A 13,518-nucleotide genomic window follows, 5' to 3' on the forward strand; every position below is an offset into this window, starting at 1 on the left:
CAAACGTGCGTTACCGGGTTGAGGTGGCCGAACGCCCGGACGGCCTGTATGCGACGTGGGGCGAGGGGACCTACCGCGCGCAGCGGTCGACCACGGACGGCACCGTGCTGCTGTCCGTCTTGCCGGAGGAAGAGGCGCCGGAGGGCTTCGACAAGGAGTTCGAGGGCCGTCCGGCGAAGGTCGTCCCGGCGAGCGAGGTGCCGTCGACGTTCACGCTGCGGACCTTCGCCGAGTACGACGGCGAGGTCTTCGAGGTCGCGCCGGGCGACCGGCCGGAACTGACCCTGCGCTGGGTGCGTGACGACGCCGCGCGGGCGGCCCAGCTGGGCCTGACCGACTTCTCGGTCACCGTGCCGGCCAAGCAGGTCACCGCGCTGTGGCAGACGCGGCTGGACTTCACCGAGACGCCGGAGGCCCGTCCGCAGCCGGGCACCGGCGACCAGAACGCGCTGCTGCGCGCCATCGGCCGGACGCTGCTGCACACCGTGCCCGGCGGCTGGGCGCGCGTCGGCGCGCAGTTCCGGCAGGTCGGGGACTACGCCGAGATCGAGGTCCGCGCGGTCGGCGACGAGGACGGCCCGGTGTCGGTCTCGCTGCCCGCGGTGCCCCGGCTCGGCGGGCTCTTCGCGCGGCTGCGGGCGGCGATGTTCCAGGCCGAGGCGGGCACCTGGTTCCAGGGCACCTTCACCCTCGACGCGCAGTCGCAGTTCGACTTCGACTTCGACGCCGACCGCGAGCCGGACTGGCGGGTGCCGCCCAACGACGGCGGCCGTCCGTCGACCGCCGCCTACGAACTGGAGCTGGAGACCTACCCACGGACGCCGAAGCACCTGCCGTCGTGGCTGACGGCGAAGGCGGGACTGCCACTGGACGTCGCGTTCCGGCAGGCGCGGGTCACCGACTCGCACGTCGAGGGCGAGCGCCCGGTGGTCAACCGGCCGCCGGTGCCGCCGGACCAGGTCCGCGGCCTGCTCGACTACCTGTTCCGGGCGCCGGTCGCCCTGCACCGGCCGACGCCGCTGCCGGACATCTTCGGCGGCCCCGGGGCGAAGCCGGACGTGCCGAACGCGTTCCACACCGACGGCACCTGGATCTGGCCCGCCGCCGTGCCGCACTACCTGCGCAAGTACGGCGTGCCGCCGGAGCCGGAACTGGTCGAGCACGTGCGCGCAGTGGGATTTCGGCCGCCGTTCGTCGGGGAGCTCGTCCGTGCGACGGCCGAGGCGGAGGTCCTCGGCCGGCCGCGGCCGCCGCAGACGGCCGCCGACCTGCCGGACGAGCGTGCGCTGACCCGCGTGGCCCGTGGCGAGCCGGTCCGGAACCTGAAGGGCGCGGAGACCCTGGAGCTGCTCCAGCAGCGGCTCGCCGAGCACGGCGTGCCCGCCGCGGCCTACCGGATCGGCGCGAACGAGATCCCGGCCGAAGGCGTCTGGACGCTGCGCCGCGCGGAGAACGGCTGGGAGGTCTCGCGGCCGCCGTCCGACGAGCCGGTGGCGTTCGGCTCGCTCGGCGACGCCGCCCGGTTCCTGCTCGGCGTGCTGCTGATGCTGCCGCCGCGGCCGGCGGAGGAGTCCGACCAGCCCGCCGACTGGCCGATCCTGCCGATGCGCGGCGAACCGCCGTTGAACTTCTACCGCGGCAAGCGCCTGCTCACGCTGCCGCCGGGTACCACGGTCGTCCGGTACGGCACCGAGACCGGCAACCTGGTGCACGCCGACGGCTCGCGGTTCGTCGAGACGGCGCTGGCGTTCGAACGCGAACGCGAAAAGCGGCACTACCGGGTGCAGCGCGCGATCCGCGTGCTGACCGGCGTGACGGCGCCGTGGGGCGGGATGCCGGGCGGAGCGGTCGCCTACCTGCTGCCGCGGCCGCTCGCCCAGCACGTCGAAACGGGCTCGCTCAGCAGGCAGTGATCAGGACGGCGGGCGACCACCAGTAGTCGGCGAGGGGAGTGACGTCGACCTCGGTGAAGCCCGCCGTCGTCAGCTGCTCGGCCCAGCCCGCGGCCGGGTGCTCCCAGTTCGTCCGCTGCTGCCCGGAGACGATCCCGAGCAGCACCGGCAGCAGGAAGCCCTGGGCGACCAATGTGGCGTCTTCGCCGTACTCGGCGACACCCCGCTCGTAGCGCTCGACCAGTGACCGGAGGTGCTCCGGCGAGCCTTCCTCGAACTCGGGGACGTCGAACTCGGCCAGCACCAGCGTGCCGGTGCGCGGCTGCAATGCCCGCAGCACCTCGGCGCGCTGCTCCGGCTCGATGGACTGCAGCGCGAACGTCGACTGGACGAAGTCCCAGCCGAGGTCGTCGCGGGCCAGGAAGTCCTGCGCGGTCGACTGCCAGCACTGGGCCGAGGGCACCCGTTCGTGGACGCCTTCGAGGAGCGCGGCCGACGGCTCGACCAGGTCGATCCGCGGCGGGAGGTGCGAGGCCTGCTCCAGCGCGGGCACCACGGCGAGGCCGTCGCCGCAGCCCAGGTCGAGCAGTGATTCCGGCTTCGCGCTGTCGTACCGGGCGGCCAGCTCGGCGCTCAGCGCGCGGTACAGCTCGACGTTGCCGCCGCCGCGGATGAACGCCGTGAAGGCGCTGGGCTGGTCGTACACCGGCGCCGAGCCGTCACCGGCCAGGTAGGTCCGCAGTTCGTCCGCCAGCGTGGAGCCTTCCCGCCCGGCCTGGGCGGCCAGTTCGGCGGCCTGGTCGCGGTCGCCGGAGCGGTGGGCGGCGAGAGCGTCGGCGAGCAGCTCGATCGAGGTCATGGTCAGGAGATATCAGAACGGGACCCACAACGTCACTCGCGTGCCGCCTCCGGCGAGTCCCGACTCGACCAGCGACGTCCCGCCGACTTCGGCCAGCCGCGCGGTGATCGACTCGCTGATGCCGAACCCGGCCGGGTGGTCGGCCGCGCTGAAGCCGCTCCCGTGGTCGCGGGTGATCACCGCGATGCCGCCGTCGCGCTCCTCGACGCGGACCACCACCCGGTCGGTGCCGGAGTGCTTCATCGTGTTCCGCATCGCCTCGCGGACGGCGTCGCGGATGGCGATCTGGCGGACCTCCGACAGCGTGTCGTCGTCCAGTTCGGCCACCACGAGCTGGGCGCGCAGGCCGTCGCGGGCCATCTCGGCGGCGAGCGCGGCGAGCTTCTCGCCCAGCGGCCGCGCGCCGGCCTCGGCCCGCTCGGACGCCGCCGACTCGATCGTGTGCCGGATCTCCATCGCCTGCGCCCGCGCCAGCCGCTGGATCTCGACCAGCCGCTCGGCGGGGTCGCCCGGGCTGGACAAGGCCATCGCTTCCAGGGTCTGCAACACCGTGTCGTGCAGCCTCCGGTGCTGCTGGGCACGCTCGGCGAGCCGCCCATTGCGGGTGCCGTAGGCCAGGGCCAGGCGCGTGCCGAGACCGGTCAGCACCAGCGCGGCGGTGGCGAGGAAGAGCTCGGCGAGCAGCACGGAGTACGTCGAGAAGGCGGCCCCGGCCAGGAACCCGCCGGTGTTCAGCCGGTTCGCCAGCATCCGGAGCGGAAAGCTCAGCAGGCCGAACACCACGCCGCTCGGGAGGCCGAGCGCGAGCGTGAGCAGGCCGATCTCGCCGTAGAGGTGGACGCTGGTGACCGCGAGCGCGTCGAAGTACGCCGAGGTGGGCACGGTCAGCGCGATGAGCAGCGGCGAGAGCACGGTGAAGGCCAGGTCGACGGCCAGCAGCTTCCCGGCGTTGCGGCCGCTGAAGGGCGCCGAGCGGAACATCCAGCGCAGGCCGGTGACGTTCAGCGCCACCGACAGGAGCGTGAAGACCCCGACCGGCAGCAGCCCGGCCGTGCCGCGCTGGAGGACGTAGACGCCGAACTGGCCCGGCACCGCGAGCAGCCGGTACGCCAGCGGGATGAGCACGACATACCGGGTGGCCCGCAGCAGCAGGCCGTCCCGCTCGGCCGGGTCGATCGGGCCGGACATCCGCGAGATGCGCCGCAGCGCGTGCATCGGCGCCGGGTCGGCGATCTCGGCGGGCAGCTCACTCGTGGCGGTGGCGATCGCGGGGGCGCCGCGCCTCAGCAGCGCCACCAGGAAGCTGCCCCCGCCCGCCACGGCTCACGCGTCCCCGACGCCGTTTTCCGCGGCCCACTTCTTCAGCTCGGCGACCGCCTCGTCGTGGTCGAGCGGGCCGCGGTCCAGCCGGAGCTCCTTGAGGAACTTCCACGCCTTCCCGACGTCCGGCCCCGGCTTGAGGCCGAGCAGCTCCATGATCTGCTCGCCGTTGAGGTCCGGCCGGACCCGGTCGAGGTCCTCCTTGGCCTTGAGCGCGGCGATCCGGGCTTCGAGGTCGTCGTAGGTCGCCTGCAGCGCGGCCGCCTTCCGGCGGTTGCGGGTGGTGCAGTCGGCGCGGACCAGCTTGTGCAGCCGGGTCAGCAGGTGGCCGGCGTCGGTGACGTACCGGCGGACCGCCGAGTCCGTCCACTCGCCCTTGCCGTAACCGTGGAACCGCAGGTGGAGGAACACGAGCTGGGAGACGTCGTCGACGATCTCCTTCGAGAACTTCAGCGCCCGCAAACGCTTGCGGGCCATCCGCGCGCCGACCACCTCGTGGTGGTGGAAGCTCACGCCGCCGCCGGGCTGGAACTCCCGGGTCGCCGGCTTGCCGACGTCGTGCAGCAGCGCCGCGAGCCGCAGGATGAGATCCGGCTCCGACGTCGGCTCGTGCGTCTTCTCCAGGTCGATCGCCTGGGCGAGCACGGTCAGCGAATGCTGGTAGACGTCCTTGTGCTGGTGGTGCTCGTCGATCGCCAGCCGCATCCCGGGCACCTCGGGCAGCACCCGGTCGGCCAGCCCGGTGTCGACCAGCAGCTCCAGGCCGGGCCGCGGGTCGGCCGCCAGCAGCAGCTTCGACAGCTCGGCCTGCACCCGCTCGGCGGTGATCCGGTCGATCTCCTCCGCCATCGACGTCATCGCGTCGACCACCCGCGGCGCGGCGGTGAAGTCCAGCTGGGCGGCGAAGCGGGCGGCGCGCAGCATCCGCAGCGGATCGTCGGCGAACGACTCCTGCGGCGTCGCCGGGGTGTCCAGGACCCGCTCGCGCAGGGCACCGAGCCCGTCGTGCGGGTCGATGAACGTCTTGGACGCCAGCTCGACGGCCATCGCGTTGACCGTGAAGTCGCGGCGCAGCAGGTCGCCCTCGATGCTGTCGCCGAAGGTGACCTCGGGGTTGCGGCCGACGCGGTCGTACCTGTCGGCGCGGAACGTCGTGATCTCGAGCTGCATGCCCTTCTTCGTCACGCCGACCGTGCCGAAGGCGATCCCGACGTCCCAGACCGCGTCGCCCCAGCCGCTGACGATCTTCAGCACCCGGTCCGGCCGCGCGTCGGTGGTGAAGTCGAGGTCACCGGAACTGCGGCCGAGCAGCGCGTCGCGGACGCTGCCGCCCACGAGGTACAGGCGGTGCCCCGCCCTGGCGAACCTTTCCGCCAGCTCCTCCGCCAGTGGCGAGACCTCCATCAGCCCCACCACCTGCTCGTCGACCACGTCGTTCACGAAAATCCCACTACGTTCCAGGTGCGATAGCTGCAGGCACCGCCGGACACGGACACGGAGAGCCAGCCTACCGGGGAGACCGTTTGCTCTAGCATCGCAGCATGTCTGGATCAGCCGGCCGCCCCGGCGCCTCGAAGCCGCGCAGGCGGCGCAGGCGTCAGCGCGGCAGGCGGCTGACCACGGTCGACGAGACGTCGGCCGGTGGTCTCGTGGTGGACGCCGACCGCGAACAGGCGGTGCTGATCGGCCGGCTCGACCGGCACGGCAGACTGCTGTGGTCGCTGCCCAAGGGCCACATCGAGGACGGGGAGACGGTGGAAGAGACGGCCGTGCGCGAGGTGAAGGAGGAAACCGGCATCTCCGCGCGCGTCCTGCGGCCACTGGGCACCATCGACTACTGGTTCGTGGCCGAGAAGCGGCGCATCCACAAGACCGTGCACCACTTCCTGCTCGAAGCGCTCGGCGGTGAGCTGTCCGACGAGGACGTCGAGGTCACCGAGGTGGCCTGGGTCCCGCTGGCCGAGCTGGAGACCAAGCTCGCCTACTCCGACGAGCGCAAGCTCGTCCGGAAGGCCAGCCAGATGTACAAGGAACTTTTCGCGCGCCCGGACGTCCACGGACGAGACGAGCACGCCCCTGAGGGAGCCCCCGAGTGAAGCGGTTCGCCGCAACCTTCCTGTCCGTCCTCTTCCTGGCCGTCCCCGCCCTGGCCGGAGCCACGGTCGCCCAGGCGCAGGAGGGCGCGCGCCTGCGCATCGACCTGGCCGGGCTGAGCCCGCGGGTGATCACGACTTCGACGACGACGCTGACCGTCACCGGCACGGTGACCAACACCGGCGACCGCCGGGTCGCCAAGCCGCAGGTGCGGCTGCAGGTCGGGGACCGGGCGACGACCGAGCGCGGGGTCGGCGACGTGCTGTCCGGCGCCGTCGTCAAGGACACCCCGCTGACCGAGTTCACGTCGGTCGCCGACGTGCTGGAGCCGGGCCAGAGCGCGCCGCTGAACATCACCGTGCCGCTGACCGGGGCCCGGGCGGAGCGGTTCGCCCGCCCCGGCGTCTACCCGCTGCTGGTCAACGTCAACGGCACGCCGGAGTTCGGCGGGCCCGCGCGGCTGGGCGCGGTCAGCATGCTGATGCCGGTGCTGACCGGGCCGGGCAAGCAGGCCACCAGCCGCGGCGGCGCGCCGAGCATGACCCTGCTCTGGCCGCTGACCGGCAACATCCCGCACGTCTACGCGGCGCCGTACGGCAGCCCGCTGGTGCTGGCCGACGACCGGCTGGCCGGCGAGATCAGCGGGGACGGCCGGCTGAACGCGCTGGTCACGTCGGCGGCGTCGGCCGTGCGGACCAACTCGAACCTCGCCAAGTCGATGTGCTTCGCGCTCGACCCGGACCTGCTGGCCACGGTCGACGCGATGACCCGCGGCTACCTCGTCCACACGGACACGGGCAACGTCGACGGCAAGGGCGTCGAGGCCGCGAAGACGTGGCTGACCGAGCTCCGCGCGCTGGTCGGCAGCCGCTGCGTGGTGGCGCTGCCGTTCGCCGACACCGACCTCGATGCGCTCACCCGCATCCGGCCCGGCGACACCAGCCTGGTCACCCGGGCGGCCACCGGCGCGGCGACCATCCAGGAGCTGACCGACGTCACCCCGCAGGCCGGCGTGCTCTGGCCGGACGGCACGCCCAGCGCGTCGGTGCTCACCGCGCTGACCGAGGCCGGCGTGCGGACCGTGCTCACCGACGCGGGCAAGCTCCCGCCCGCCGCGGCCGGCGGCGGCGTCACCGTGCAGGGCAGCACCGTCCGCCTGCAGCCGACCGACTCGCTGATCTCCGCCGCGATGACGGGCGTCCCGACCGTGCCCGGCTCGGTCACCGTGCCCGCGACGACCGAGCGGGCGGTCGCGAGCCAGAACGGCCTCGGCGCCCTCGCCTTCCGCGCCGGGCTGGGCCAGACCGGCGGGCAGCGGCCGGACCACCTGCTGGTCGCGCCGCCGCGGCGCTGGGACGCCTCGCCCGAGGAGTTCACCACTTATTTGCAGCAGGTCAGCGACTTCCTGAGCGCGGGCGTGGTCACCTCGACGGGACTGCCGGCGCTGCTCGCCGCCGAGCCGTCGGCCGCCGGCGCGGTCGGCGACAGCGGGACGGACCCGGCCGCGGGCGTCGACGCCGGCGTCGTCTCGACGCTGGCCGGGCTCGACGTCAAGGCCACCGGGCTGGCGTCCGCGATGCAGCTCGACCCGACCAAACGGGTGAAACCCGACGACGTCGTCGAGCCGATCCGGCTGGCCGAGCTGCGCGGCGCGTCCACGGCGTGGCGAGGCTTGCCGGCGGACGCGGCGACCACGAACGCCCAGGCCGAACTGGCCGCGATCAGCGGGCGGGTGACCGTCTCGCAGCCGAAGCAGACCATCGCGCTGGCGTCCGGCAACTCGCCGCTGCCGGTGTACGTGAGCAACGACCTGCCGGTCGGGATCAACGCCCGGTTCACCCTCGACAACAACACGGGCCTGCGCCCGGAGGACGCGAAGGACTGGTTCTTCCCGGCGAGCGGTGGCAAGAACTACTTCCTGCCGGTGGAGGCGCTGCGGGCCGGCCGGTTCAGCGTCGATGTGTCGTTGAGCACGCCGACCGGTACCCCGCTCGGGTCATCCGCGCGGTTCGAACTGACGTCCACCGAGTACGGCGCGATCACCATCATCGCGACCGTAGCCGCAGGTGTGGCCCTGCTTCTGCTCGCTTCCCGGCGCATCTACCGGAGGGTGAAGGACGCCCGCGCGGGCCGCGACGTCGTGGCCTGATCGCTCGGCCTTTGAGTGTTCCGGGCGGTTCGCGATTACCCTTGGTCCGCACGTGCGCGGCACCGGGCCGCGGGCTGGAGTAGAGCACCGAGGATTGGGCACGCGTTGGAGAGAGAGCCGGGCTTACCACCCGAGCGTGCGGGTCGTCCTCGGCGCGAAGGCCCCCCGCCCCCGCAACGGGGCGACGGGCCGCCGCGGGGCTCGCAGCCGGTCCGCCGTCAGCAGCAGCCGCCGCCCCCGCCACCGGAGCGCGGCCGCCGCCAGCCACCCCGCAACGGCCACACCCGCCAGATGCCGGCGCCCGAGGACGCCACGGTCCGCGACCAGCGCCCGGTCCGCGACGACGCCCCGGCCCGCCGCCCCCGCGACGGCCAGCCACCCCGCGACGACCGCCGGGGCCGCGAAGACCGCCGGGCCCGCACGCCGAGGGGGGACCGGCCCGCCCGGGACGACATCCCACCCCGCGGCGGCCGTCCAGCTTCGGACGACCCGCCACCTCGAGGCGACCGCGGCCGGGCCATCCCGGACGACCTGCCGCCTCGAGGCGACCGCCAGGCGCGCGGTGACCGAGCCCTCTCGGACGCCCCGGCGGCTCGCGGTCCCCGCGGCGACCGAGCCCTCACGGACGACCCGCCACCCCGCGGTCCCCGCGGCGACCGAGCCCTCACGGAAGACCCGCCGCCCCGTGGCCCTCGTGGCGACCGGCCGATCCCGGATGAGCCGTCGGCTCGCGGCCCCCGAGCCGTGCCGGACGATCTGCCGCCCCGCGGTGACCGTCCGCCCCATGACAACCGCGGCCCGCGCGGTGACCGGCCCGGGCCGGACGAGCAGCGTGGCCCGCGGCGGGACCGTCCGGCGCCGGACGAGTTCCCGGCCCGCGAGGGCGGCCCCCGTGGCGAACGGCCGCGCGAAGACTGGCCCCGGGACGACCGCGGCCCGCACGACGACCGGGCCCTCCGCGAGGACCAGCGCCGGGTTCCGCCGCGAGGTGGCCAGCCGCCGCGTGGTGGAGGTCCGGCGCCGACGCGGGTCCAGCCGGTGCCGCCGAGTGGTGTGCCGCAGGGCAGCCCGCAGAGCGGTGCCCAGGCGGTTGCTCCGCCGCCGGGCCTGCCGCAAGGCGGGCCGCCGGTTCCGCCGCCCGGCCAGCCGCTGAGCGGCGCCCAACCGGTCATCTCACCCGGCAACCCGCAGCCCGGCCCGCCGCAAAACGCCGCTCACCCGGCCGCGCCGCCCCAAGGCCAGCCACCCCAAAGCGGGCAGGTTCCGCCTCCCGGCCAGCCACCCCAAAGCGGGCCGCAGGTTCCGCCGCCCGGGCAGCCCTTGAGCGGCGCCCAGCCGGTCATCTCACTCGGCAACTCGCAGCCCGGCCCGCCGCCAAGCGGTGCCCACCCGGCCGCGCCGCCCCAAGGCCAGCCGCCGCAAGGCGGGCCGCAGGTTCCACCGCCCGGCCAGCCCTTGAGCGGCGCCCAGCCGGTCATCTCGCCCGGCAACTCGCAGCCAGGCCCGGCGAGCGGTGCCCCGGCCGCGCCGCAGGGCGGCCCGCAGCAGGGCCCGCCGCAAGGTGGCCACCAGGGGCGGCTCCCGCAGCCGAACCCGCCCATGACCCCGCCGCCGGGCAGTCCGGCGCTCGGGCCGGGTACTCCGCCGCCGGGCACTCCGGTCCCGCCGCGCGGTCGCGGCTCGCGGCGTCCGACGCCCGTGCGGCCGTGGCAGGAGGAGGCCACGCAGGTCCAGCGCCCGCCGGATCCGGAGGCGACGCGGTTCATCCCGCGCACCGCCGGGGTGCCGATGAACTCGCGCTGGCCGGTCGCCGACCCCGACGTCATGCGGCCGTACGACGCGCTGGCCACCCAGGTCATGCCGGCGCTCAAGGGGCCGCTGGTCAAGCCCCGGCCGGACGGGGAAGCGCCGGAGGCGCCGGCCAAGGCGCCGTCGCTGGCGAAGGCGTCCGGGCGGATGGCCATCGCGTCGCTGATCAGCCGGATCACCGGCTTCCTGTGGAAGCTGCTGCTGGTCGCCGCGATCGGGCAGGGCATCGCGAACGACTCGTTCAACGTCGCCAACACGATGCCGAACATCATCTTCGAGCTGCTGATGGGTGGCGTGCTCGCCAGCGTGGTGGTGCCGCTGCTGGTGCGTTCGCAGGACGATCCCGACGGCGGCACGGCCTACACCCAGCGGCTCATCACGGTGGCGTTCTCGCTGCTGCTGGTCGGCACGGTGGTCGCGGTGATCGCGGCGCCGGCGTTCACGAGTCTCTACGTCGACTCGTCCGGCAAGGCGAGCGCGGACCTCACCACGGCGTTCGCCTACCTGCTGCTGCCCGAGATCTTCTTCTACGGCGTCTTCGCGCTGCTCTCGGCCGTCCTCAACGCCAAGCAGATCTTCGGGCCGACCGCCTGGGCGCCGGTGATCAACAACCTGGTCGTCATCTTCACGATCCTGGTCGTCTGGATCATGCCGGGCGACATCGACACCGCGAACGTGTCGATCACCGATCCGAAGGTGCTGACGCTGGGCATCGGCGTCACCGGCGGCATCGTCGCCCAGGCCGTGCTGCTGGTCCCGCCGCTGCTGCGGTCCGGTTTCCGGTTCAAGTGGCGCTGGGGCATCGACAAGCAGATGAAGGAGTTCGGCGGCCTCGCGCTCTGGATCCTCGGCTACGTCGCCGTCAGCCAGATCGGCTACACGATCAACACGCGCGTGCTGACCAGCGGCGCCCCCGGTGGGGTGACCGCGTACAGCAACGCCTGGCTGCTCTTCCAGCTGCCGTACGGCGTCATCGGCGTCTCGCTGCTGACGGCGATCATGCCGCGGATGAGCCGGGCGGCCGCCGACGGCGACCACAAGAAGCTGATCGGCGACCTCTCCTACGCGTCCCGGATGTCGACGGTGATGCTCGTACCGATCTCCGCGGTGATGACCGTGGTCGGCGGCTCGATCGGCATCGCGCTGTTCACCTTCGGCAAGGGCACGATCGACACCGCCGAGCGGCTCGGCGACGCGCTCGCGATCTCGGCGTTCGCGCTGCTGCCGTACGCGCTGGTCATGCTCCAGATGCGCGTGTTCTACGCGATGAAGGACGCCCGCACGCCGACACTGATCATGATCGTGATGACGCTGGTCAAGGTGCCGCTGCTGTACCTGTGCCCGGTGCTCCTGTCGCCGGACAACGTCGTGCTCGGCGTGATGATGGTCAACGCGCTGACGTTCGTGGTCGGCGCGATCCTCGGCCAGGTTTGGCTGTGGGTGACGCTGGGCAACTTGCGCAGCAAGCGGGTGATCGGCGTGATTCTCTTCACGGTCGTGGCGAGCGCTCTCGGCGTCGGGGCCGCCTGGGTGGCCGGCCAGATCGTGCCGGACGCGTTCGGCCCGAAACTGGGCGCGTGGGTGAAGTTGTTCCTGCAGAGCATCGTCGGCATCGTCGTCTCGTTCGGCGTGCTGATGGTCCTGAAAGTCGAGGAGCTGAAACCGGCCACTTCGAGGTTCACCCGGTTGATCAAGCGCGGGTAACGATTGCGGTACGGAAGGCGACGACTCCCGCGTCGTATTCTGGGTAACCTTGGAGCGGGGAGCTAGCGGGAGAGTGCGGGTGGACACGAGGCGGAGCGAACAGGCGGGGGGTGCGAACCACGTGGGCAAGGCCCAGGTCGGATCGCTGGCCCCCGGGCGTGTGGTCGGCGACGGCCGCTACCGCCTCCTCGCGCAGTTCGGCGTGGACGAGCGGGGCGACGCGCACCTGTGGCGTGCCCGGGACGGGCAGCTGAAACGGGACGTCGCGCTGACCCTGCTGGTCGGTGACCCGGCGGATCCCGAAGCCGCCCGGCTGGCCCGGCGGACGCTCGAACGCGCGACGCACGCGTCGAAGTTCGGCCACGGCGGCGTCGCCCGCGTGCTGGACGTGCTCGCCCTCGGCAGCGGCATCACCTCGAGCGAAGGCCTGCTCGGCGTCGTCGTCGCGGAGTGGACCAAGGGCAGCGACCTGGTCGACCTCGTGGCGCAGCGCCCGGTGGCGCCCGCCGCGGCCGCGCGGATGGTGCAGGCGCTGGCCGAAGCCGTCGAGCAGGCGCACCAGAACGGGCTCGTCCTCGGCCTCGACCACCCCCAGCGGCTGCGGCTGACGCCGAACGGCGCGCTCAAGCTCGCGTTCCCCGGCCCGCTGCCGGAGGCGACCCTGCGCGACGACGTCAAGGCGCTCGGCGCGGTCCTCTACCTGCTGCTGACCGGCCGCTGGGCGCTGCCCGGCGGCCCGCCCGCGATCCCGCCGGCCCCGATGACGCCGCAGGGCCGGATCGTCCCGCCGCGCCAGCTGGTGCCGACCGTCCCGGCCGACCTCTCGTCGCTGGCCGTCCGCACGATCGAGGACGGCGGCAACGGCGGCATCCGCACCAGCGCGGCCATCCTGCGCGTCCTCGACCAGGTGGCCGAGGAAGAGGAGCGGACCCAGCTGATCAAGGCGGTCGGCGGTGACCCGGCCGAGAGCGAAGGCACCGTCTGGACCACGAAGAAGCCGGTCAAGGACGTCGCCCGGCGGCGCAAGCTCGCCCTCGGCGTCACCGTGCTGGTGGTCGCGACCGTCGTCATCCTCGCCTGGGGCGGGCTGATGCTGATCAACGTCTTCCAGGGCGACTCCAAGGCGAGCGGGCCGACGATCAACGTCGCCCAGCCGCCGGCGTCGAGCCAGGGCGCGAGCCAGCCACCCGCGTCGTCGTCCGCGCCCGCCCCGCCGCCGGCGCCGAAGGTGGGCGACCCGGTGAAGCCCCAGGCCGTCGCCGTCTACAACCCGGAGGGCAAGGGCGACAACACCGGCCGGGCGAAGAACGCGATCGACGGCAACCCCGGCACGGTCTGGAAGACCGAGCAGTACAAGCAGCAGTTCCCGGTCATCAAGCCCGGGGTCGGGCTGGTCGTCACGTTCGCCGACGAGATCAACCTCAGCCAGGTGAAGGTCAGCGCCGGCACGCCGGGCACCAAGGTCGAGATCCGCTCGGCGACCGAGAAGAACCCCGACCTGGCCGACACGAAGGTGGTCGGCAACGGCGACCTGAAGGACGGCGACACGACGATCCCGCTCGCGCAGCCGGTCCAGGGCAAGTACTTCATCGTCTGGATCACCGCGCTGGGTGGCGACGACGGCGAGTTCCTCACCCAGATCGGTGACCTGTCCTTCCTGCCTGCGGGGTGACGTACCCGACCGGGTCAGT

The 13,518-nt window shown here is 73.3% G+C and carries 10 protein-coding genes; 5 read left to right on the plus strand and 5 right to left on the minus strand.

Features of this window, described 5'->3' with window-relative positions; genetic code table 11:
* Window positions 1-5: 5 nt before the first annotated feature.
* Window positions 6-1,913 carry a glycohydrolase toxin TNT-related protein gene (locus ACWEF6_RS12435; RefSeq protein WP_449683004.1) on the plus strand — a complete coding sequence of 636 codons (1,908 nt, stop codon included), beginning with the start codon at window positions 6-8 and terminating at the stop codon, window positions 1,911-1,913.
* Here the strand turns inward: ACWEF6_RS12435 and ACWEF6_RS12440 are convergent.
* Genes ACWEF6_RS12440 through ACWEF6_RS12450 form a run of 3 tightly spaced genes read right to left on the minus strand, consistent with a single transcriptional unit; the run spans window position 1,900 to window position 5,511 of the window.
* Window positions 1,900-2,751 (minus strand): class I SAM-dependent methyltransferase, encoded by an 852-nt coding sequence (locus ACWEF6_RS12440; protein ID WP_449683005.1) that lies wholly within the window; start codon window positions 2,749-2,751, stop codon window positions 1,900-1,902. The genes ACWEF6_RS12435 and ACWEF6_RS12440 overlap by 14 nt on opposite strands.
* A 12-nt stretch (window positions 2,752-2,763) precedes the next feature.
* Window positions 2,764-4,071, minus strand: a complete 1,308-nt coding sequence (locus ACWEF6_RS12445; RefSeq protein ID WP_449683006.1) for a sensor histidine kinase — start codon at window positions 4,069-4,071, stop codon at window positions 2,764-2,766.
* A 3-nt stretch (window positions 4,072-4,074) separates the two neighbouring features.
* A complete protein-coding gene (locus tag ACWEF6_RS12450) occupies window positions 4,075-5,511 on the minus strand; it encodes a CCA tRNA nucleotidyltransferase (protein ID WP_449683007.1) in 1,437 nt (478 codons plus the stop codon).
* Window positions 5,512-5,612: 101 nt separating this feature from the next.
* Here ACWEF6_RS12450 and ACWEF6_RS12455 point away from each other — a divergent pair, with 101 nt between their 5' ends.
* Entirely contained in the window at window positions 5,613-6,167 is a 555-nt protein-coding gene (locus ACWEF6_RS12455) for an NUDIX hydrolase (RefSeq protein ID WP_310968361.1), read from the plus strand.
* Window positions 6,164-8,314, plus strand: coding sequence for a DUF6049 family protein (locus ACWEF6_RS12460; RefSeq protein ID WP_449683008.1), 2,151 nt, complete (start codon window positions 6,164-6,166; stop codon window positions 8,312-8,314). The genes ACWEF6_RS12455 and ACWEF6_RS12460 overlap by 4 nt, the downstream gene beginning before the upstream one ends.
* Before the next feature lie 123 nt (window positions 8,315-8,437).
* Here ACWEF6_RS12460 and ACWEF6_RS12465 read toward each other — a convergent pair whose 3' ends face one another.
* Together ACWEF6_RS12465 and ACWEF6_RS12470 are read right to left on the minus strand one after the other, a co-directional pair.
* Window positions 8,438-9,478: a hypothetical protein gene (locus tag ACWEF6_RS12465; RefSeq protein WP_449683009.1), complete on the minus strand. Its 1,041-nt coding sequence runs from the start codon at window positions 9,476-9,478 to the stop codon at window positions 8,438-8,440.
* A gap of 180 nt (window positions 9,479-9,658) precedes the next feature.
* Window positions 9,659-9,883: a hypothetical protein gene (locus ACWEF6_RS12470; RefSeq protein ID WP_449683010.1), complete on the minus strand. Its 225-nt coding sequence runs from the start codon at window positions 9,881-9,883 to the stop codon at window positions 9,659-9,661.
* Window positions 9,884-10,012: 129 nt separating this feature from the next.
* Here ACWEF6_RS12470 and murJ point away from each other — a divergent pair, with 129 nt between their 5' ends.
* Together murJ and ACWEF6_RS12480 are read left to right on the plus strand one after the other, a co-directional pair.
* Window positions 10,013-11,827, plus strand: a complete 1,815-nt coding sequence (murJ, locus tag ACWEF6_RS12475; protein ID WP_449683011.1) for a murein biosynthesis integral membrane protein MurJ — start codon at window positions 10,013-10,015, stop codon at window positions 11,825-11,827.
* 79 nt (window positions 11,828-11,906) lie between these two features.
* On the plus strand, window positions 11,907-13,499 hold the full coding sequence (locus ACWEF6_RS12480; RefSeq protein ID WP_449683012.1) for a protein kinase family protein: 1,593 nt from the start codon (window positions 11,907-11,909) through the stop codon (window positions 13,497-13,499).
* Window positions 13,500-13,518: the final 19 nt, after the last annotated feature.

This window comes from Amycolatopsis sp. NPDC004772, assembly GCF_053601215.1.

Excerpts from the sequence above, each read along its gene's own strand:
- ACWEF6_RS12455 (WP_310968361.1), top strand. The coding sequence starts at position 5,613 with ATGTCTGGATCAGCCGGCCGCCCCGGCGCCTCGAAGCCGCGCAGGCGG.
- ACWEF6_RS12440 (WP_449683005.1), bottom strand. The coding sequence starts at position 2,751 with ATGACCTCGATCGAGCTGCTCGCCGACGCTCTCGCCGCCCACCGCTCC.